Origin of the sequence: Chryseobacterium gossypii, from assembly GCF_041361455.1 — a bacterium.
Lineage (GTDB): Bacteria > Bacteroidota > Bacteroidia > Flavobacteriales > Weeksellaceae > Chryseobacterium > Chryseobacterium gossypii.
Genome location: NZ_JBGCUR010000043.1, coordinates 1 through 20437, shown reverse-complemented (window position 1 = coordinate 20437; position 20437 = coordinate 1). Strand labels below are relative to the sequence as shown.

Genomic DNA, 20437 nt, shown 5'->3' with positions numbered 1-20437 from the left:
ATGGATTAAAAAAAACATGAGCAGAAAAAAGACTGTCCTTTTGAGACAGCCTCTTACTATTATCTTTTATAGAATTTCTAGCACCAATAAATTAAAGGTATCTAATTCTACATGGGTCCCTAATTTATAAAATTTAGTAGGATCATTTGATACATTTAAGAAAGCCATAGAATCCCAATTATTAGTATTTGTAAGTATTTTTTCCAAGTAGCCAAATTACAATAGTTAAGAATATATCATAAACACTGATTTATAACTATGACCTTACAAAAATTCTGCAAAGAAAAGAAGATGTTTACTTCAAATATTTTATAATCGCATCATCCGTAGGCTTCGTGGTACTCACAAAAGAATCAATCAATTTTCCGTTTTCATCGATTAAAAATTTCGTAAAATTCCAGAGGATGGTTGTATTTTTTACTCCGTTCAATTCTTTTTCAGTTAAATATTTAAAGATAGGGGCTGTATCATCTCCTTTCACGGAAACTTTTGCCGCCATCGGGAAGGTCACCCCGTAATTTTTCTGGCAGAATGCCCCGATCTCAGCATTGCTCCCAGGCTCCTGCCCTCCGAAATTATTGGCTGGAAAGCCCACTACAACCAGTTTATCTTTATGCTCTTCATAAACCTTCTCAAGGTCTGCATATTGTGGTGTAAATCCACATTCGGAAGCGGTATTCACTATAAGGATCTTTTTGCTTTTGAAATCTGCAAAATTAATTTCTTTTCCGTCAAGGCCTTCAACCCTGAAGTCATATATTGTTTTTCCCATAAGCTCTTTTGTTTTGGTTTTTGATATTTCACTTTTTTTCTGAGCACAGCTGTTAAAGAATGCTATTAAGGATAGCAATAGTAAAAAAATCTTTTTCATTTTGATAAATATAATTTATTATAATTTTTTTAAATAATTGGTCTAAAAAATATAATGATTCTACTTTATCTTGTTATTTATAAAGCATATTTTAATTAATGGTAAAAAATATACGCGAATTTTATTTATTACCTATAAATATATTATCTAATATTGAATATTAATATAATTTAACATTTATTAAAATTTTCAACAAAATAATATAAAAATAACACCAAATAAGTTATCCCTCAATAAAAGAGCAAAATAAAATTCTGAAAATTTATAGATAATTAAAAATTTCATAATTATTCACTTAATAGTGATATAAAATTGCATTTCCGCAAATCGATTTAATTCATACTTTTGTGAAATAACATGAGCTCAGTTATAAAGTTAAATTAACTAATTATTAAAACTAAAATTCACCTAATTTATTACATTAAAAATCTAAACTAATGAAAGTTAAATTTATAACAGTAATGACAGTAGTCTTTTTGTCAAACACTTTATCAGCGCAAATATTCCCGGACAAGGTGGGAATAAATACTAACCCGGATGCTTCAGCAAGTTTACATGTTACAAGTGATCCGGATAAAATAAAGGGAACTCTTTTAAGTCCCATGACAGAGGAACAGAGAAATTCTATTGAGAAGCCGGCGTCGGGTCTTATTGTATTTGATGAAACCAAAAACTGTTTAATGATTAATACGGGAACTAAAGAAAACCCGGACTGGAAATGTTCATTTGAGCAACCCACTTCCTTAAACAGTATGGCAGCAAAAGCGAACGAAAACTATCCTCAGCCTAATACGAAGGAGCGTATGCATTTTTATGGTAAGTTCAAGGTATCAAACATGGAAACAAATCAAAGCTATGTTAATCTAACAGGACAAAACCCTGCAAGCAATATACCTAATAATGTTGTGGCATATACCACTATGAACAAGCCTGACAATCTCTCTAAAATTCCAAGCATGGACGGATTACGAATGAATGTCATATTTAATACTGGTGGTGATAGTTCAGGAAAAGGTGGAGCAGTATATCAGCCTATCATCGAAAATGTTTCCGGAAAAGATTTAACTGATATTGCGGTATATGATAATTCAACTGTATCCGGAACTCTACGGGTCCCAATAAGTACCCTTAAGAAAAATGAATTTGTCAATGTAGATCCTGACAAAATAGTATATTATGACAAGGCTTCTTTTGAGGAAGTAAGGTCTCTGGTTAATCATAACGGAAACCTGTACCGTTGTACATGGTGGGCATTTTATGATGAGGCAAACCAGGAATATAATATCCATATGGTAATGGAAGTTTTTAAATAGAAATCCTTACAGTCATGAAATCTATAAACATCAGTAAATGGCTATTAACAATGGCATTTTGTATTGGGCTAACGAGAACATTCTATGCCCAGGGCCTTCAAGTTAATACCCGGGAAAACAAACAGGACGTCACATTATATGGGGCTACAGGAAAAATAGTCATCAGTAAGGTTTCTAAATTCAAAGAGAATACAGGCAACACAGACTTCTTAGCCGGTAATTCCATTAACTTAATTAAAGGTCAAACTTATTCAATTAGTATTGCGGACTATCAGGGAGTCTCTTTACCGTCTTATGTTATATCCCTGGATTATAATGTAAATTCCGACAGCGGTAAAGAGAAAATCCAGATCGCTTCATTGAGCAAAGCTCAGCCATCAGTGAGCTTCATGGTGCCTGACGATATTCCTGCACAACCAATAAAACTAATTGTTACCTCTGTAGATCCTAAAAAAAGTACAGGAAAATCCATTACAGATGATACCCGGGTGCACGGACAGGTTACAGAAGAATATAAGATGAACATCACAAATGCAGTTATGAAGAATATGGCTGCAAATGAAGAATCTGTAACGGTTTATCCTAATCCTGTAAAAAATATTATCAATATAAGGACCAGGAAACAGGGTGATCTTTCTTATCAACTTTTAAATGCAGGTGGGCAAGTTGTACTTTCAGGAACAATAAATAATAACTCTATTAATATGGAGGCCATTCCTTCAGGAGCTTATATTCTGGAAGTTGTTCAACAAAATAATGTAACGGTCCATAAGTTAATAAAACAATAAGACTTATAACAATAGGACTGCCCAATGGGCAGTCCTTTATAAAATATAGTATAATTGTAATCTCAATTAAACTTAAAAATATTGGCCGGAAAAACTTTATTGATATCTATCTTGCTGATAAGCATTACGTAATCTCCGTCCTTTTTAGCGCTTGACGATTCTATCCTGAAGGGCATGAGCAGATTACCCACCTTTTTATAATCAGAATATACTATCGTTTCATCTTTTTTAACTTCCTTCAAAAGCATATAGGTTTTGGTATCAAAATAATAGATATTCTTATTGACATTTTTTGTAAGCTCAACTTTATGGCAATAGATCTCTCCTATTTTTTCTTTGCCTAAATACCTGGCCGTAAAACCTTTGTTTTCCCAATCGATAAAATCGTTATCAAAACTTTCCGGTACATAATCAGGATACTCCTGAAGCTTATTGGCGGCATAGTTCATGGCATATCCTTTGGATCCGTCATATCCTTCAATCGCGGTTTCCTTATTGTTGATGGTGATAACTGTTTTCGTAAGGTTGGGACGCTGCTGATAAATTTTTATCGGATACTCATCCTTAATGCCTAAGACTACCCTGCCCTGAAGCAAAACTGAATTTAAAAGCTTCCAATTCGTCAATCCGCCGGATAATTCAATGTTTTTATCTATAATTTCCTTTGCTGTCTGGGCAAAAGATATCTGGAAAAATGTCAGGATAACTATTAAAATTAATTTCTTCATTATTCGATTTATAATTCAAATATAAGGCTTTACAGTCAATTACACGAATTTGCCGGTAAGTAGCATGACAAATCCGTCATTCAGTGCATGGAATCTATTTTCCGGTTCAGCCGATCAGCTTCCTTGCTTTTTCCAGGTCTTCGGGGGTATCGATCCCTACTCCGATGAAGTTGGTTTCTATCATCTTAATTTTCATTCCATATTCCAGATAACGGATACATTCTATTTTCTCTGCTATTTCCAGGGGCTTCATTTCAAGTTTTGAAAACTGGATCAGAGCATGCTTTCTGAAGGCATACACTCCGATATGCTTGAAGTAGTTTACTTCATAAGATATTTCCCTGTGAAAAGGAATCACAGAACGGCTAAAATATAGTGCAAAATCATTGTTATCCGTAATTACTTTTACGTTATTCGGGTTTTCGATTTCCTCCTGTTCGGTGAGCTTTATTTTTAATGAGGCCAGGGAAATTTCCTGATTTTCATCCTGCCTGAAAACTTCTATCAATTGTTTTAAAGGTTCCAGTTTAAGAAAGGGCTCATCTCCCTGAACATTGATAACGATATCGCAGTCAATATTTTGTACGGCTTCTGCAATACGATCACTCCCTGTTTCGTGTTGGCCCGTCATTACAGCTTTCCCGTCATTCCTTACAATTTCATCAAAAATTATATCAGAATCGGTAGCCACAAAGACTTCATCAAACAAACCTGTTTCCATGACATTCTGATAAGTGGTTGTGATAACTGTTTTCTCTCCCAATATCTGCATCAATTTCCCGGGAAAGCGGCTTGCTTCGTAACGTGCAGGAATAACGGCGATTATTTTCATGTTTAATTTATATAATTAACTAAAAAGATGATTGCATAGGTAAAGCCCGAAAGAATATCCAATATAGCATAGCTGCCAATAATAAAACTGCCGACCAAAAGAAAAGTCCTAAAAAGTACAACAGAAATACTAAAACCAAAGAGAATACTATCCATAAAATAACGGAAGTGATGATCGCTACAATTCCATCTCCTACATGGGGAAGTTCAAAACTAAAGGTATTAATTTCCGGAACATTATCTGAATATTTTTTTAGCCTATCTTTAGTTAAAATATTCCCGATATTATCCTTTAGCTTTAACCCAGAATACAATCCTAAGCTGATGAAAAGGAAAAATGCTCCGGCTAGAATTGATGTTGATAGAATGGAATTTTGAAATAAAGACCGGTGAGATTCTTTACCTGAAATCCAAACGCTTATGATTACCAAAATGATAATTCCTAGGGTTGAATAGCTCAAGAGCTTTGTTTCAAGAAAAAATTTTCTGGAAAGCATCATTCCAATTCAATCGGAGATTTTCAATTAATATTATTTCAGAACATTCCGGCTTTGTTTATTATTACTGCTATTTACCCATTTTTAACGATTGTAGAACAAAGCCGAAATGTTATATTTGAATGAATTATTTTAAAGCGTTCAGCGCATTCTCTAGTTTTGGCAGCATTACTTTGATCTCGTTAATGGCCAGGCCTCCTACGGAAGCGCGGAACCATGGTTCAGACTTATCTTCCCCGAAAGCAGAAAACGGAACCAATGCCACTCCCGCCTCATTGATCAGATAAAATACCAAATCTGATGAGTTTCCGATCACAGATCCGTCAGGCTTTGATTTTCCGATATAGTCCAGTTTAATGGTCAGGTAAAGAGCCCCCATAGGCTCGATACTTTCTACGGCCAGTCCTTTTCCTTTCAGATCCTGGATACCGTTATGAAGTACTTTCAGAGCATCTTCAAGTTTTGCTTTAAAATCTTCAACAAAAGTATTGACATTATCAGGGTTTTCATAGAACTTTGCCGTAGCTTCCTGTTCCGGTTTTGGTGCCCAGGCTCCTACATGGGTGAGAAGGGCTTTCATTTTATCAATGATATGAGCCGGACCAAATCCCCATCCTACACGTACTCCGGTTGCTGCAAGGCATTTGGATATCCCGTCGATATAAACAGTATAATCCCGCATTTCAGGAAAAAGGGATACCGGATCAAAATGCTGTGCCCCAAAAGTAAGATTGGAATAGATCTGGTCATACATTAAGTACAACGGCTTTTCACCTTCGCTCCTTTTCTTGTTTTCGGCTAAGATCAATTCGCAGATCTCGGAGAGCTGTTCTTTGGTAAACATGGTCCCTGTAGGGTTCAGTGGCGAACAAAGAGCAACCAAAACGGCACCATCCAGGTGTGGTCTTAAATCATCTGCAGTAGGAAGAAAATTAGTTTCAGGCCTTGTTTTTACTTCTATGGCATTCGCCGAAGTAAGGTAGGCATAGTGATTATTATTCCAGGACGGGGTCGGATACACCACCTTGTCTCCTTCGTCGACAATGGTTTTGTAAACTGCATAGATCAAAGGTCTTGAACCGGCAGTAATCAAGATATCGTTTGGAGCATAATCAAGATTCCATCTTGTCTTTAAATCCTTGGAAACTTCTTTTCTTAAAGATAAAAGCCCATTAGCAGGCGGATAATTGGTAAGGTTATTCTGATAAGCTTTCTGGATCTCTTCCTTCAGCTTTGCAGGAATCGGATAGATGTCAGAATTCAGATCACCAATGGTAAGATTGGCTATTTCCGCACCTTTCGCCTTTAAATCATTTACTTCATTCCCTATTTTTACAATCTCCGAACCAATCAGGTTCGCTGCTAATTTTGAAACTTTCACTTTATTCTTTAATTTATGTTATTTTTTATTATTGTCATAGGTTATGAGCTTTTAATGGATCATGTTGGGCAACTATAATTTTTAACTCAAAACCTGTAACTTATTGCTTACGTTAGTTGTAAATCCTGTTTTACCTGATTAATTTTCTCGTCCAAAGATTTCAGTTTATCCCTAAAGTCGGCTTCGGAAGTAATATTATCCTTTACTGATATATAAAATTTAATTTTAGGTTCTGTTCCTGAAGGTCTTACACAAACTTTTGTTCCATCCTCGGTATAATAAATCAATACGTTGGATTTCGGAATATCATTCATTATCTTTTGCTCATTTTTTGAAACGATAAAGCTGGTCTGTTCTTTAAAATCTTTTATTTCTTCCACTAAAGAGCCGGCTAATTGCTTCGGAGGATTCTCACGGAAGTTCTTCATCATATTTTCAATTTCTTCTGCGCCATCCTTTCCTTTTCTTACCAGATTTACCAGGCCTTCGTAATACATTCCCGTTTGCTGATAGATCTCAATGAGATACTGGTACATAGTTCTTCCGTTTGCCTTGCACCATGCTGCAATTTCACAGGCCAGCACAATACTGCCGCATGAATCTTTGTCACGCAGAAAGTCGCCGGTCATAAATCCGAAGCTTTCTTCTCCCCCGCAAATAAATTTTTCTTTTCCTTCCGCCTCACGGATCATTTTTCCAATCCATTTGAATCCCGTAAGCCCGGCTTTGCATTGAACACCAAACTTTTGGGCGATGTCAAAGAAAATATCCGAAGTTACTATTGTAGAACCTATAAATTCTTTCCCGGTAATTCTTTCCTGCTTTCTCCATTCATTCAGAATATAGTAGGTAAGTATGGTATTGGTTTGGTTACCATTCAGCAGTTGCAGCTCTCCGTCCAGATTTCTTACAGCAATTCCCAGCCTGTCACCATCCGGGTCTGTCCCTATAACGATGTCAGCATTGGTAATTCTTGCCAGGTCCATTGCCATTTGCAAAGCAGCAGGTTCCTCCGGATTCGGGGAATCTACTGTCGGGAAATTCCCGCTTGGGATCATTTGTTCCTTAACCAGGTCTATTTTTTTAAAGCCTGCTTTTTCCAAAGCTTTCGGGACGGTTGCATAAGTTGTCCCGTGGATAGAAGTGAAAACAATATTCAGGTTCTCTTTCCCTACATTCTGGTAGGTAGAATTTTTGATGCAGGCATCGATATAAACATCATCCTGCTCTTCCCCGATCCATTCAATCAGCTCATCATTTCCATTGAATTTAATTTCATCAAATTTCACGGAATATACTTCATTGATAATGGCTTCGTCATGAGGCGGAACAATCTGGGCTCCGTCATTCCAGTATACCTTATACCCGTTGTATTCAGGGGGGTTGTGGGAAGCGGTCAGCACAATTCCACCGTTACACTTTTTATCGCGAACAGTAAAAGACAGCTCTGGTGTTGGCCTGTGATCTTTGAAAAGTAATACTTTAATTCCGTTTGCCGTTAAAACATCTGCAACCAGTTTTCCGAATTCTTTGGAGTTATTTCTCACATCATAGGCAATGGCAACCTTGATTTCCTCACCTTGAAATTGCTTCAACATATAGTTCGCAAGTCCCTGTGTAGCCTGCCCTAACGTGTACTTATTTAAACGATTGGTTCCGACTCCCATAATTCCACGCATTCCCCCTGTCCCAAACTCCAGCTCTCTGTAAAAACAGTCCTCCAGATCAGGTGAATTGCTGTCAATCAAAAGTTGAACAGCATCTCTCGTTTCCTTATCAAATGATTCATGCAACCAAAGTTTTGCTTTTTCTAATGTTGTCATATTTATATTTTGCAATTTATAGTTTGTAAGTCTCTTGTGTTGGTTCTGAGGACGGATGATGAAAATTTCCGTTATTTCATCCTCCGTTCATTTTAATCTAACCTTTTATTTTCTACCCTTGCCGTTTTATCAATCCTGAAAGCCCGAATCGGATCATTGTAGTAAACCAATCTCGCTGTATTCCGGATGTAGCCTTTCAACGAATCTTTTACGTTCACTTCGGCATAATTCCCGTTTTGGGAATCGATTTTCAGGTTATCGATTTTCCAGTAAGGAGCAATAAGGCTTGCCGTATCAGAGATTTTTATCACGGCATCTTTGGTTTGTCCCAGAAAATTAGCCCTGCTTTTATTCAGCATCTCCATTTCTACTCTTCTGGTGTTTACCGAACCCATGAATGTAGCATTATTTTTCAGCCTAAGCCTAAAATTATCGGTTTTTATTTCACTTGAAATATTCATTTCCACAGAATCAGAAATGGCTACTTTCTCCAGGTTGTACTTTGAATAGATGGTCACATTGTAAAAATCTGCGCCTTTTACTCCTCTTTTCTCTTTAATAAACAGCGTTTTGTCTTTTACATCAATATCCAGATTGTCTGCAATATTGGGATAGGTTTCTATTTCCACAAAATTTTTAATCCCTCTTGCATAAAACACCCGGAATTTTCCTTCGAGATCCAGATTAATAAATTCCGGAACATCAACATCTTTTTTTTCAATATTTCCTTTGGGTGAAACTTTTCCGCAGGAAAATACAATAAAAGACATAAACAAAAATATATAATACTTTGAATATATTTTAGGTAACTTTTCCATATCAGATAATTTCATCGATGTTGTAGTTTTTATGTTCCCTGTTGGTTCTGATGATCATTTCGCCCAGGAATCCGGCTACAAAGAGCAGTGTTCCCATGATCATCATCGTCAATGCAATATAAAACCACGGGTTGCTGGTAATCAGGTGTCCATATATACCCCTGGAAACATCTATCAGCTTTGAAATTCCCAGCCAAAGTGCGGAAAGGAATCCTACAATAAACATCAGGGTACCTACGGCACCGAAGAAATGCATGGGCCTTCCTCCAAAGCGGCTTACAAACCAAAGGGTTACCAGATCCAGAAAGCCACGGATAAATCTCTCGGTACCGAACTTGGATGTTCCGTAAGGTCTTGCCTGATGCTGAACTTCTTTTTCCGTAATCCGTCTGAATCCGGCATTGGCTGCCAATACGGGAATATACCGGTGCATATCTCCATATACATCTATTGATTTTACCACCTGTTTTTTATATGCTTTCAACCCGCAGTTGAAATCGTGAAGGTAAACCCCCGAAACTTTTCTTGCGGCAGCATTAAACAGCTTGGACGGGATATTTTTGGTCATGACGTTATCAAAACGCTTCTTCTTCCATCCTGAAACAATATCATAATTATCCTCAGTCACCATCCTGTACAGCTCAGGAATCTCTTCCGGAAAATCCTGCAAATCAGCATCCATCGTGATAACCACATCGCCATTCGCTCTTGCGAAAGCAGCATGTAATGCCTGGGATTTCCCATAATTTCTGGAAAATTTAATGGCATGGATCTGGGGATGTTGTATTTTTAAATTTTCAATGATATTCCATGACAGGTCTGTACTTCCGTCATCCACAAACCAGACTTCGTAAGACAGACCGCTTGCGGTACAAACCTTGTCAATTCTTGAAAAAAGCTCTTCAAGAGAGGCTTCTTCATTCAGCAGCGGAATAATTATAGATAAGTTCATTTAAATTTTATAAAATTATTGCTGGACCGTTCTTGTTCTGAAAAACGCTCCAAAAAACAGTGACAAAACTACGTAAAATATAAGAATTGCCGCAAAATATCCTGAAAAATGGCTTGCTGTAAGCATATCTTTTCCTTTTACAGCCTGGGGAGAAAAGCTTTGGAGCCTTTCTTGGTATTTTTTGTCCAGCTCATCAATATCTTTCTGATGCTTCAGGATCTTTCTGGCAGACTGGTATTCCGTATCCAGTTCTGTTTTTTGCCGTTGGACATACTGGTAGTTCAACAGCTTTTTGGCATCGGTATCCACAAAGTTCAGAAATGCGTAGATACTGAAAATAGAAAGGATCCCGCCAATGAACATGGGTACAAAAGCCCTTTTGAATGCTTCCTTAAAGGAGACCACCCTATGGCTGTTCCAGTAGGATTTCACAGACCAGAAAGCAGTCCCGGCATATAATACCGGCAAAAGGAATGCATTGATTTTGAGACTGAGGTCAAAATAATTAATTCCTGAAAAAAAGTAATAAACTACGAAAAAAATGATCATCGTAGCTATAAAGAGTATAATTCCTAGTGTTGATGGACTTTTCGTCATATGTAATCGCTTGGAAAAAAGTTGAAAATTATTACCTTAAATCTCAGCTGTTTAGCTTTAACAAAGGATTTTTTCAACTATTTTTCATGATAATATTTTCAAATTTATAAATTATTCTTATCTTTGCACCGGCAAGTCCTACACAACCAGCTCCTGAAAATCCTCCAGGGTGGGAACGCAGCAAAGGTAATCGGTCGTAGCGGTGTGATGTAGATAGCTTGCCATTTTTTATTGGTTTAAGTTGAAGAAAGGTAATTTGAAAATTATCTTTTTTTGTTTTTATACTTTTGAGTATTTCCATTTCTAATTTTCAAATTACCTGTATTGGTATTACAATTCAAACGTTTCCCCTAGTTTAGGTAAAGCAAGCGCTACGTTTTTATCGGCAAAATTCTTCATTGCGCTTTCATGATCGATTTCAATAGGTGGGAAAGTATCAAAATGACATCCGATCACCTTCGGGGTCTTCAACAGCTCTGCTGCTGCAAAAGCGGCCTTTTCCGGACACATGGTATAATGACCTCCGACCGGTAAGATGGAGAGATCAAGATTTCCGTACAGCTTCGGGAACAGCTCCATATCAGCCATTACTCCGGTATCTCCTGCCAAATATATATTCCTGCCTTCAGGAAGCGTGAGGATATATCCTACAGGTACTCCGCCATAGCTTCCGTCCGGAAAAGAGCTCGTATGATGGGCCGGTACCATGGAGATCTTAAGATCCCCGACTTTTGTTGAGCCTCCCAAATTTACGTCGTCTTTATTTTTGGCGTTTTTAAAGTATCCGGAGACTTCCGGAACTCCAATGACCGTAGCATCCGGATGATGCTGTAAAACTTCTTCTACATCGGCAATATGATCACCATGGGCATGGGTCAGCAAAATATAATCGATTTTCTGAGCGGAAATGTCGAATCCTGATTCTGCTTTTTTATAGTTGTAGAACGGGTCACTTAAAATGGTTTTATCTTTATATGTGAACAAAAAACAGTTTTGTCCCAAGAATTGTATTTTCATTTCTAATTTATTTTTTAAAATTAATCATTCAGTATTGGTAAACCTCCGGGTCTGATACAGCCTTAACCCTGTTATTTATTTAAACAAACAAAATGTAAGCAACAGAAAAAAAGAAATTCTGTACTGCGGATATTCTAAAACATCGTACAGAAGCCCTTCCTCAGAATAAGGCAATCCTTAAAAGTACATTAATCCCGGAAAAAATGCATTATAGGATTACTTTTGCGGGAATTTATCCCCGATCAGGTTCAATTTAATCCTGTGCTCCAGATATGCTTTACAGCCATCCAGGACAGTGGTAAATCCGCCGGTATTGTCACTTATAGTTTTCAGCAGATCTTCTCCCGTCTGCTGATATCCGTAGCTTTTGATGACCACAAGAGTCCCTTTTTCCATTGGTTTGAATTCATAGTCAACATTATTGGAAGGGTCACCCCATATGGTCTGTATCAGCTGATTTGGAACAAGCTTATTTACTTTTACTTCTGTTTTCACATTATACATTTCCCATTCCCAGGTAATGGTTGCACCTTCTTCCAATTTTCCGGTAGATTTCGTGAACCAGAAATTAGTGGTCACCTCAGGGTTGACGAATGCCTCGAAAACATCCTCAACCGGCTTTCTGATAAGCATTTGAGCTTCAACGTAAACTGTAGAACTCATGATGGTAAATTATTTAAAAAAGTTAAGTCCGATTGCCGTTAAAAGAGACATCACAAAGGTCATAATCCCTACTTGCTTTAAAAAGGGGTCAAGCTCTTTGGGTTCCTTTACGGCCATTATTTTTCTTCTGAGCTTCATCAAAGGAAGCAACAGGATCATGACAATGAAGACATAATAATTCTGAGACTGAAAGAATCCGTTAACTCCCAAAAACATAAGCAGCAGGATCAAAGGAAGCTGCAGCAGAATCATTTCGTAGATCATCGCGTTTTTAAACCCGATCCTTAATGCGAAGCTATGTTTTCCGGTAAGCCTGTCGCTTTCTATATCCCTCATATTGTTCAGGTTAAGCACCGCCACGCTCATCATGCCTATTGCGGTTCCCGGCAGCAGCATATCCCAGCTGAATGTCTTCGTAAATAAAAAATAGCTTCCACACACTGATACGAGGCCAAAGAAGATGAACACGAAAACATCTCCAAGTCCCATGTAACCGTAGGGTTTTTTACCTATTGTATACCCGATTGCCGCCAGGATGCTGGCCACTCCCAGTCCGATAAAAATATAAAACTCATTCATGAAATCAGGAATGAAAGCTACATAAAGCAATGCAAGGGTTGCTACAAAAGATAATATTGAAACAAGGATCACTGCCATTTTCATCTGTCTGGCGGTAATTTTTCCTGATGCCACTGCCCTTGCCTCCGCCTCATTGATTCTTTTGGCATCCGTTCCTTTCACTCCGTCACCATAATCATTGGCATAATTAGACAGAATCTGATACAGCAGAGTTACCAGCAGGGCCAGAGCAAAAATTCTCCAGTCCCAGGTTCCTCCTTCGGCATAAAGCCTCCATTTTGCGATGAAAGCTCCCATAATAATTCCGCTTAAGGATAGCGGTAATGTTCGTAGCCTGGCGGCTTTTATCCAATCTGACATATATTTTAGATGTTAGATATGAGAAGTAAGGAATCAGGTCTAAACTGCATAAGGTTCTGATTCCCGACCTTTAACCTTTTTTTATGATATCCATTGATTTTCTCCAAAGTCCGGCTTTCTTTTTTCCAGAAATGCGTTCCTTCCTTCCTTGGCTTCGTCCGTCATATAAGCCAGACGTGTTGCTTCTCCGGCAAAAACCTGTTGCCCTACCATTCCGTCATCGGTTAAGTTCATGGCAAACTTCAGCATCCTGATGGAAGTAGGAGATTTGGCCAGGATTTCCTGGGCCCACTCATAGGCCGTATCTTCTAATTCGGCATGGGGAACTACTTTATTCACCATTCCCATTTCGAAGGCCTCCCGGGCGGAATAATTTCTTCCCAGAAAGAAAATTTCACGGGCTTTCTTCTGGCCCACCATTTTAGCCAGATAAGCTGAACCATAACCTCCGTCAAAGCTTGTAACATCTGCATCGGTTTGTTTGAAAATAGCATGTTCTTCACTGGCCAGGGTAAGATCGCAGACTACATGGAGTGAATGTCCGCCGCCAACTGCCCAGCCCGGAACTACGGCAATAACCACTTTCGGCATAAACCGGATCAAACGCTGGACTTCCAGAATATTCAATCGGTGTCTGCCGTCTTCTCCCACATATCCCTGATGCCCTCTGGCCTTCTGATCTCCTCCGCTGCAGAATGCCCAGCCTCCGTCTTTCGGACTAGGCCCTTCTCCTGATAATAGAACAACTCCTATAGACGGGTCTTCATAGGCATCATAAAAGGCATCGTATAGTTCCGAGGTGGTCTTGGGTCTGAAAGCATTGCGAACTTCCGGCCTGTTGAAGGCAATTCTCGCTACACCATTACATTTTTTATAGGTAATATCTTCGTATTCTTTGGCAGTTTTCCACTCAATCATCTTCGTATAAATTTTTCTCAAAGATACGGAATTGCAAAGAATTTTAACATTCAAATTTGATGATAATCATCTAAAAATCCCTGAATGCCCGGTGTGGTATTAATATTGAAAACAAAAGACCGGAACAAATGTTCCGGTCTTTCTTTCACTTCCGTGGAATATTATTTAGCTTTTGCCTGAAGTTCAGCCTCTTTGGCTTTCATTTCATTCATTTTAGCCTGATTTTTTGTAATTCCATAGATATCCTTCAGCAATGAAACAGCATCAACATTGTTTGGATTGGCCTGATACCATTTTTCCGCATAAGGTAATGCCTTACTGAACCTTTCCTTTCTTGCTTCGATAAGCTCAGTTGCCTTATCTGCATTGGTTTTTCTGATACTGTTGATCTCATTTACCGCTTTCTCATCATCCCCGATAACGGTTAAAACCAGGTTCTGATATGCGTTTGAGAAATCAGGTTTAAGTTCTATAGCTTTCTGGAATGAAGCAATAGCATCATTTACAGTAGCCGGATTTTTAGATTGTAAAACGCCTAAATTATACCAGTTGGTGGCATCATTAGGATTTTTAGCCAACTGCTCTTTCAGATTGGTCATGAATTTATCCGTATTTCCTGATGCATATAGCGCAGTTCCCTGATATTCTTTTAACTTAGCATTATTAGGGAATTTAGCCAATCCTTTTTCAATTATAGCCAGAGCTTCATCATTTTTCTTTGCATTTAGAAGCAATGTAGCCAATGTTTCATACAGATCAGCTTCAACGCTTGGAGTCTGTTCTGTTTTAAAATCCGTATAGTCGCCACCAGATTTCTTTAACAACTCCCAGGTATTTTTGTCGTAGCTGGATACCTGACCTGTCTTCTTGTCTTTTGCCATATAGTTGGTCTGAACTCCTGTGTATCCGGAATTGATCAGATCCGTATATATTTTAATAGCCTGATCTGTGTTATTTGCCAAAGCATAATTAAGACCTGCATAATACATATATACTTTATCTTCTTTCCCGTTGTTTTTCAGCAAGTCATAAACTTCCATAAACTTAGGAGCTGCAACAGCGTAGTTTTTTGCATTGTATGCATCCATAGCTGCTTTATTTGCCTCTTGTAGCTGAGCATTTACATCTTTTTGTCCAAAAACGAAAGCTGATGCAATGATAGCTAAACTTAAAATTAGCTTTTTCATAATCACTATTTATATTAATTGTACAATATTATTCTTCAGAATCTGAATTCTCAGTTTCATCTGCTGTGTTTTCATTTTCAGGAATCATATTGCTTCCCTGGTTATCAGCTATAGTTTCTGTCCCTTCTTCATTTTCTTCAGAATTTTCTTCTACATCTTTATCCATTTCCACTTTCGCAACAGCTGCGATTTCATCATTTTTCTTAAGGTTGATCAGCCTTACCCCCTGGGTATTTCTGCCCATTACCCTCATTTCGTCCATTCCCATTCGTATGGCAACTCCGGATTTGTTGATGATCATTAATCCGTCTTCATCCGTCACATTTTGAATGGCGATCAGATTTCCTGTTTTTTCGGTAATGTTTAGGGTAATAACTCCTTTTCCTCCCCTGTTGGTAATTCTGTAATCTTCCACTGCGGTTCTTTTGCCATATCCTTTTTCGGATACCACAAGAACGGTCTCTTTCTCTACATCATTCACAACAATCATACCAATTACTTCATCATTGTCTTCAAGAGTGATCCCGCGCACCCCGATGGATCCTCTTCCCACTTCTCTCACTTTTTCTTCCGGGAAACGGATACATTTACCGTTTTTGGTAGCGATCATGATCTGAGAGTTTCCATTGGTGAGGTATGCTCCCAGCAGCTGGTCGTTATCCCTGATCTCAATAGCATTCACTCCGTTCACTCTCGGTCTGGAATATGCTTCAAGGGATGTTTTCTTGATCGTACCGTTTTTGGTTACCATTACCACGCTCATCTGATTCACGTATTCGGCATCTTTCAGATTATTGGTTCTGATATAAGCTTTTATCTTATCGTCCGGCTCAATGTTGATCAGATTCTGAACTGCCCGTCCTTTGGCTGTTTTGGAACCTTCAGGGATCTCAAATACCCTCAGCCAGTAGCACCTTCCTTTTTCAGTAAAGAACAGCATATACTGGTGGTTGGTAGCGGACACAATATATTCAAGGAAATCTTCATCCCTGGTGGTTGCGGCCCTGTTCCCTACACCACCCCTGCTCTGGATCTTATATTCCGAAAGGGACGTTCTTTTGATATATCCTGCATGGGAAATGGTAAGAACCACTGATTCATTTGGAATGATATCTTCAATGGACATTTCTCCTCCTGAATAATCGATCTCCGTTCTTCTTTCATCGCCATATTTTTCTTTAATCTCGATCAGTTCGTCTTTAATGATCTGGAATCTTCTTGGTTCATTGGCCAGAATATCTTCCAGGTTAGCAATTTCTTTCATGATTGCTTCATATTCATCGCGGATCTTATCAAGCTCCATTCCTGTCAGACGGGCCAAACGAAGATCGAGGATCGCCTGGGCCTGGATTTCGGAAAGATCAAAAGCTTCAATCAAACCTTCTTTTGCGGCCTGAGGATTGGCACTGTGACGGATAATTGAAATGGCTTTATCCAGTGATTCCTGGGTTCCGATCACTTTCATAAATCCTTCAAGGATATGCGCTCTTTCTTTGGCTTTTCTAAGCTCAAACTGGGTTCTCCTTATAATAACCTCATGCCTGTGCTCAACGAAATGATGAATGATATCTTTCAGATTCAGCTGCTCAGGTCTTCCGTTTACCAATGCAATATTGTTGACACTGAATGATGTTTGCAGCGCGGTATATTTATATAACAGATTAAGGATAACATTAGGAATCGCGTCATTCTTCAATTCGTAAACAATACGAAGACCTTTCCTGTCTGATTCATCCCTTATCTCGTAAATTCCAGGAATTTTCTCTTCTTTTACCAGTTCGGCTGTCCTGGCGATCATCTCGGCTTTATTAACCTGGTAAGGAATTTCCGTTACGATGATAGCGCTTCTGTTACCGATTTCCTCAAAGTTAACTTTGGCTCTTAAAACCACTCTTCCTCTTCCTGTGTGGAAGGCATCCCTCACGCCGTCATATCCGTAGATGATCCCTCCTGTTGGAAAGTCCGGAGCAATGATGTGCTGCATCAATTCATCCACGGTAATTTCTTTGTTGTCAATATAGGCACAGATGGCATCTACCGATTCGGACAGGTTATGTGGCGCCATATTGGTGGCCATACCTACTGCGATACCGGAGGTTCCGTTCACTAAAAGGTTTGGAATTTTTGTAGGAAGAACCGTTGGTTCCTGTAAGCTATCGTCGAAGTTATTCTGAAAATCAACAGTTTCTTTATCAAGGTCTGAAAGCACCTCATCAGAGATCTTTTTCAGTCTCGCCTCGGTATAACGCATCGCAGCAGGCGGATCTCCATCCATTGAACCAAAATTACCCTGCCCGTCTACCTGGGGATAACGTAAGCTCCAGTCCTGGGCCATTCTTACCATTGCATCGTATACAGAGGAGTCTCCGTGCGGGTGATATTTCCCCAAAACATCCCCGACAATTCTTGCAGATTTTAAATATTTTCTATTGGAAAAAACCCCTAATCCATACATACCATAAAGCACTCTTCTATGAACGGGTTTCAAGCCATCTCTTACATCGGGTAATGCTCTTGAAACAATAACCGACATCGAATAATCGATATAAGATGACTTCATTTCATCAACAATGTTGATAGGAATCAGTCTTTCTCCTTCTTTTTGCATAAACAAATTTTATTATAATGATAATCAGACCCTTGAATGAATGTCTGAAAATTATTTATTCCCCTTTTTTAATAACGGGCTAATTTACGAAAAATTTGCCGATTTTTGCCTTAGAATTTATCCACAAAATCTTAAAAATTCTTAAAATATGAGTGTATTAAGTATAACTTTCCATTGCACAAAAAACAATATTGAGGAGTGGGAAAATTTTATTGATGAAACATTGATCCTGATGACTGAAAATCTGATGGATGTAAACAAATATATCCTTTCGGAAGTATATAGCGACTATATTGAAGACGGAAAAAATTATAACCTTCTGCTGGTCTTTGACAATGATGAGCTGCGGGACGATTTTATCAAGAGTGAACTGGTGAATATTGCAGAAAGGATCGATAAAAGATTCGGGCAGGAGATTATGATCTTCAATACTTTTTTAAACCCCAAAAAAACGAGATTTTAATCATCATCAAAAACCCCGGTAAACCGGGGTTTTTCTCGCTTTATTCTGTAAAAATAAAGTATTTTCAAATTATTATCTTCCCGGATGCGGAGGATCCGGAGATGGTGGTGGCGGTGGCGGATGATGCAGGCAGGAAGCCAGCATGAAAATCAAAGCCAGGCCACTGATCATTTTTAGTAAACCTTTCATATTTTTATTTTTTGATGTACAGTAGAATGATCAAGGTTAATGCCAAATAAAAATAAATAAGAAGCCCTAATTTTAGGGCTTCCGTATTGTGATAAGTTTATTATTAATCTCTGTGATGTTTCTTATGGCCATGATGTTTTCTGTGACCTCTGCCATCATATTCATACACATAAACTCTTTTTTTCACCTGGCCCGGAGCATAATACCTTGCACTGCCACCATATACCTTTTTAGCCTGTCCCGGCGGAAGCCCTCTCCTTCCATGGTAATAATGTTCATTCACCGTACATGAAGCAAGCATAAAAAAGAACAATAATACCCCTGCGATTTTAATCAAACCTTTCATATTTTCATTATTTTCAAATTCCTTATGAAAATTATCAAGGTTAATGCCAAAAATGATTTAAAAAGAAGATAATTGTTTTTTTAGTTATAAGTTATGAAATTATGAGTTATGAATTGATGCCAGTATTATGCTAATAAATACAATCAAATAACCAATTCATAACTCATTCATAATTCACATCAAGAGTTTCCCTCAAATCCCACTGTCTCACTTCTTTTTTCAAGCATGATGACATCTTTCCATTCTCCGCTCAGCTTTCCGATTTTCTTGCGAACCCCCACAACCCTGAATCCGTGTTTCTGGTGGAATTTTATCGAGGCTTCATTTTCCGGGAAAATGTTAGACTGTAAAGTCCAGAATCCATGGTTTTCGCTATCCAGAATCATTTTTTTAAGCAAAATTGATCCCAAGCCTTTACCCTGGTAATTATTGTCGAAATAAATACTTACTTCCGCAACCCCTTTAAAACATTCTCTTTTGCTTACCGGTTTCAATGCGCACCAGCCTACGACCTCATTATTCTCATTTTCCAGAACCCATCGGCAATCGTTGAAGAATTCCATATTCCAGGCTTCCGCACTGGGAACTTCCGTTTCAAAGGTTGCCATTCCGCCATCTATTCCCTGTTGAAATATTTCCAAAATTCTTGCTTCATCACCGGGAAGCATCTCTCTTAATTCGTAATTCATGTATTTTAATGATATTTTCTTTTGTTCTTCCTTTTGATTCTTGAGTAATGTGTCTGTTTGCTTATATTATCCTCTGAAATGACACTGATGTTTCCATCAACTTCAAGAATAGAGAGTTTTACGTTTTTTATTTTGTCAATTCCGTGTTCTCTTATAGCTTCCTGTAATTCATCTTCATCAATTTTAACCTTGTTTAAAGCCTTATAATCCACTACTCCGTCCCTGATCAAAATCACCGGATCCTCTTCCATAAAGCTTTTGAGCGAATGATTGGAAAACATCAATCTTTTCAGAATGTAATTGGCAACAAATAGGACCAAAGCAGCAATAAGGCCTCCCTGAAGGGAAGTATCGGGCCCAACCATTGCATTCTGAACCGCATTGGATATTAACAGCAGAAGAACCACATCACCTGCATTGAGCTGCGAAAGCTGGTTTTTACCAAAAATACGAATAGCGATCACCATGAACAGATAAACGCAAAAGGAACGGATGACAACATCAATGATAGGATTCACATCAATTTTTTTTCAAATGTATTATTTTTATACATTCAATTTAATAATTTTTTTAGCAATATTCTCTGTCCCATGGTCCTGAAACAGATATGGAGAAGATAACCCTGGTGAAGACACAGACGGTAGAGACGCGAGTGGCAGATTTGGAATTAAGAATATCTGCGGATTACGGATAAATAAGCGATATGAAGGACCGACAATCCATTCCCCAAAAAGCAACTAAAAAACTTTAACGCGGATACAGGTAAATAAAAAGAGGCTGTCTCAAAAGTAAGATAGCCTTTTTTATATTTTACAAAAA

General features: G+C 38.2%; 21 protein-coding genes and 1 other RNA gene. 4 read left to right on the top strand and 18 right to left on the bottom strand.

Translation table 11 applies throughout. The annotated features are described in order from the left end of the window. Positions 1-295 precede the first annotated feature (295 nt). Entirely contained in the window at positions 296-871 is a 576-nt protein-coding gene (locus ABMQ40_RS15925) for a glutathione peroxidase (protein ID WP_370901371.1), read from the bottom strand. A gap of 437 nt (positions 872-1308) precedes the next feature. Between ABMQ40_RS15925 and ABMQ40_RS15920 the strand changes: the two genes are divergently transcribed. Next, a complete protein-coding gene (locus ABMQ40_RS15920; protein WP_370901369.1) occupies positions 1309-2184 on the top strand; it encodes a phage tail-like protein in 876 nt (291 codons plus the stop codon). A 50-nt stretch (positions 2185-2234) separates the two neighbouring features. After that, on the top strand, positions 2235-2972 hold the full coding sequence (locus ABMQ40_RS15915; protein ID WP_370901367.1) for a T9SS type A sorting domain-containing protein: 738 nt from the start codon (positions 2235-2237) through the stop codon (positions 2970-2972). 62 nt (positions 2973-3034) lie between these two features. Here ABMQ40_RS15915 and ABMQ40_RS15910 read toward each other — a convergent pair whose 3' ends face one another. From ABMQ40_RS15910 to ABMQ40_RS15875, 8 genes are all read right to left on the bottom strand, one after another. Continuing rightward, positions 3035-3700 carry a histidine kinase gene (locus ABMQ40_RS15910; protein ID WP_370901365.1) on the bottom strand — a complete coding sequence of 222 codons (666 nt, stop codon included), beginning with the start codon at positions 3698-3700 and terminating at the stop codon, positions 3035-3037. A gap of 106 nt (positions 3701-3806) precedes the next feature. Further along, the gene (gene kdsB / locus ABMQ40_RS15905; protein ID WP_370901363.1) at positions 3807-4532 is read right to left on the bottom strand and encodes a 3-deoxy-manno-octulosonate cytidylyltransferase; all 726 of its coding nucleotides are present in this window, start codon (positions 4530-4532) and stop codon (positions 3807-3809) included. Positions 4533-4551: 19 nt separating this feature from the next. Next, entirely contained in the window at positions 4552-5031 is a 480-nt protein-coding gene (locus ABMQ40_RS15900; RefSeq protein ID WP_370901361.1) for a hypothetical protein, read from the bottom strand. Positions 5032-5155: 124 nt separating this feature from the next. Beyond that, positions 5156-6409 carry a pyridoxal phosphate-dependent aminotransferase gene (locus tag ABMQ40_RS15895; RefSeq protein ID WP_370901359.1) on the bottom strand — a complete coding sequence of 418 codons (1254 nt, stop codon included), beginning with the start codon at positions 6407-6409 and terminating at the stop codon, positions 5156-5158. Positions 6410-6516: 107 nt separating this feature from the next. Further along, positions 6517-8232 (bottom strand): phospho-sugar mutase, encoded by a 1716-nt coding sequence (locus ABMQ40_RS15890; protein WP_370901357.1) that lies wholly within the window; start codon positions 8230-8232, stop codon positions 6517-6519. Between the two features lie 92 nt (positions 8233-8324). Beyond that, entirely contained in the window at positions 8325-9002 is a 678-nt protein-coding gene (locus ABMQ40_RS15885) for a GIN domain-containing protein (protein WP_370901355.1), read from the bottom strand. Between the two features lie 49 nt (positions 9003-9051). After that, positions 9052-10002, bottom strand: coding sequence for a glycosyltransferase family 2 protein (locus tag ABMQ40_RS15880; RefSeq protein WP_370901353.1), 951 nt, complete (start codon positions 10000-10002; stop codon positions 9052-9054). Between the two features lie 15 nt (positions 10003-10017). After that, the gene (locus tag ABMQ40_RS15875) at positions 10018-10599 is read right to left on the bottom strand and encodes a DUF4199 domain-containing protein (protein ID WP_370901351.1); all 582 of its coding nucleotides are present in this window, start codon (positions 10597-10599) and stop codon (positions 10018-10020) included. Between the two features lie 129 nt (positions 10600-10728). Between ABMQ40_RS15875 and ffs the strand changes: the two genes are divergently transcribed. Next, an RNA gene (gene ffs / locus ABMQ40_RS15870) (signal recognition particle sRNA small type) lies at positions 10729-10826 on the top strand. Positions 10827-10929: 103 nt separating this feature from the next. Here ffs and ABMQ40_RS15865 read toward each other — a convergent pair. The 6 genes from ABMQ40_RS15865 to gyrA all read right to left on the bottom strand — a co-directional run bounded on the left by ABMQ40_RS15865 (position 10930) and on the right by gyrA (position 17931). Then, complete coding sequence (locus tag ABMQ40_RS15865) at positions 10930-11616, bottom strand: metal-dependent hydrolase (RefSeq protein ID WP_370901349.1); 687 nt, start codon at positions 11614-11616, stop codon at positions 10930-10932. Positions 11617-11832: 216 nt separating this feature from the next. Next, on the bottom strand, positions 11833-12279 hold the full coding sequence (locus ABMQ40_RS15860; RefSeq protein ID WP_370901347.1) for an SRPBCC family protein: 447 nt from the start codon (positions 12277-12279) through the stop codon (positions 11833-11835). A gap of 9 nt (positions 12280-12288) precedes the next feature. Next, positions 12289-13218 (bottom strand): 1,4-dihydroxy-2-naphthoate octaprenyltransferase, encoded by a 930-nt coding sequence (menA, locus tag ABMQ40_RS15855; protein WP_370901345.1) that lies wholly within the window; start codon positions 13216-13218, stop codon positions 12289-12291. Between the two features lie 81 nt (positions 13219-13299). Continuing rightward, a complete protein-coding gene (locus tag ABMQ40_RS15850) occupies positions 13300-14136 on the bottom strand; it encodes a 1,4-dihydroxy-2-naphthoyl-CoA synthase (protein ID WP_370901343.1) in 837 nt (278 codons plus the stop codon). 161 nt (positions 14137-14297) lie between these two features. Beyond that, a complete protein-coding gene (locus tag ABMQ40_RS15845) occupies positions 14298-15323 on the bottom strand; it encodes a tetratricopeptide repeat protein (RefSeq protein ID WP_370901341.1) in 1026 nt (341 codons plus the stop codon). A gap of 28 nt (positions 15324-15351) precedes the next feature. After that, positions 15352-17931, bottom strand: coding sequence for a DNA gyrase subunit A (gene gyrA / locus ABMQ40_RS15840; protein WP_370901339.1), 2580 nt, complete (start codon positions 17929-17931; stop codon positions 15352-15354). Between the two features lie 148 nt (positions 17932-18079). Here gyrA and ABMQ40_RS15835 point away from each other — a divergent pair, with 148 nt between their 5' ends. Further along, positions 18080-18394 carry a DUF4286 family protein gene (locus tag ABMQ40_RS15835; RefSeq protein ID WP_370901337.1) on the top strand — a complete coding sequence of 105 codons (315 nt, stop codon included), beginning with the start codon at positions 18080-18082 and terminating at the stop codon, positions 18392-18394. Positions 18395-18686: 292 nt separating this feature from the next. Here the strand turns inward: ABMQ40_RS15835 and ABMQ40_RS15830 are convergent, their stop codons facing one another. The 3 genes from ABMQ40_RS15830 to ABMQ40_RS15820 all read right to left on the bottom strand — a co-directional run bounded on the left by ABMQ40_RS15830 (position 18687) and on the right by ABMQ40_RS15820 (position 20136). Beyond that, positions 18687-18929 (bottom strand): hypothetical protein, encoded by a 243-nt coding sequence (locus tag ABMQ40_RS15830; RefSeq protein WP_370901335.1) that lies wholly within the window; start codon positions 18927-18929, stop codon positions 18687-18689. A gap of 179 nt (positions 18930-19108) precedes the next feature. Beyond that, positions 19109-19618 carry a GNAT family N-acetyltransferase gene (locus ABMQ40_RS15825; RefSeq protein WP_370901333.1) on the bottom strand — a complete coding sequence of 170 codons (510 nt, stop codon included), beginning with the start codon at positions 19616-19618 and terminating at the stop codon, positions 19109-19111. Positions 19619-19623: 5 nt separating this feature from the next. Continuing rightward, entirely contained in the window at positions 19624-20136 is a 513-nt protein-coding gene (locus ABMQ40_RS15820) for a DUF421 domain-containing protein (RefSeq protein WP_370901331.1), read from the bottom strand. Positions 20137-20437: the final 301 nt, after the last annotated feature.

Bases quoted from the DNA above. Each gene is read 5' to 3' on its own strand.
- ABMQ40_RS15890 (WP_370901357.1), bottom strand. From the start codon at position 8,232: ATGACAACATTAGAAAAAGCAAAACTTTGGTTGCATGAATCATTTGAT.
- ABMQ40_RS15825 (WP_370901333.1), bottom strand. From the start codon at position 19,618: ATGAATTACGAATTAAGAGAGATGCTTCCCGGTGATGAAGCAAGAATT.
- ABMQ40_RS15860 (WP_370901347.1), bottom strand. From the start codon at position 12,279: ATGAGTTCTACAGTTTACGTTGAAGCTCAAATGCTTATCAGAAAGCCG.
- ABMQ40_RS15830 (WP_370901335.1), bottom strand. From the start codon at position 18,929: ATGAAAGGTTTGATTAAAATCGCAGGGGTATTATTGTTCTTTTTTATG.
- kdsB (WP_370901363.1), bottom strand. From the start codon at position 4,532: ATGAAAATAATCGCCGTTATTCCTGCACGTTACGAAGCAAGCCGCTTT.
- ABMQ40_RS15920 (WP_370901369.1), top strand. From the start codon at position 1,309: ATGAAAGTTAAATTTATAACAGTAATGACAGTAGTCTTTTTGTCAAAC.
- ABMQ40_RS15845 (WP_370901341.1), bottom strand. From the start codon at position 15,323: ATGAAAAAGCTAATTTTAAGTTTAGCTATCATTGCATCAGCTTTCGTT.
- ABMQ40_RS15850 (WP_370901343.1), bottom strand. From the start codon at position 14,136: ATGATTGAGTGGAAAACTGCCAAAGAATACGAAGATATTACCTATAAA.
- ABMQ40_RS15925 (WP_370901371.1), bottom strand. From the start codon at position 871: ATGAAAAAGATTTTTTTACTATTGCTATCCTTAATAGCATTCTTTAAC.
- ABMQ40_RS15835 (WP_370901337.1), top strand. From the start codon at position 18,080: ATGAGTGTATTAAGTATAACTTTCCATTGCACAAAAAACAATATTGAG.
- ABMQ40_RS15900 (WP_370901361.1), bottom strand. From the start codon at position 5,031: ATGATGCTTTCCAGAAAATTTTTTCTTGAAACAAAGCTCTTGAGCTAT.
- menA (WP_370901345.1), bottom strand. From the start codon at position 13,218: ATGTCAGATTGGATAAAAGCCGCCAGGCTACGAACATTACCGCTATCC.
- ABMQ40_RS15915 (WP_370901367.1), top strand. From the start codon at position 2,235: ATGGCATTTTGTATTGGGCTAACGAGAACATTCTATGCCCAGGGCCTT.
- ABMQ40_RS15880 (WP_370901353.1), bottom strand. From the start codon at position 10,002: ATGAACTTATCTATAATTATTCCGCTGCTGAATGAAGAAGCCTCTCTT.
- ABMQ40_RS15910 (WP_370901365.1), bottom strand. From the start codon at position 3,700: ATGAAGAAATTAATTTTAATAGTTATCCTGACATTTTTCCAGATATCT.
- ABMQ40_RS15875 (WP_370901351.1), bottom strand. From the start codon at position 10,599: ATGACGAAAAGTCCATCAACACTAGGAATTATACTCTTTATAGCTACG.
- gyrA (WP_370901339.1), bottom strand. From the start codon at position 17,931: ATGCAAAAAGAAGGAGAAAGACTGATTCCTATCAACATTGTTGATGAA.
- ABMQ40_RS15865 (WP_370901349.1), bottom strand. From the start codon at position 11,616: ATGAAAATACAATTCTTGGGACAAAACTGTTTTTTGTTCACATATAAA.
- ABMQ40_RS15885 (WP_370901355.1), bottom strand. From the start codon at position 9,002: ATGTCTTTTATTGTATTTTCCTGCGGAAAAGTTTCACCCAAAGGAAAT.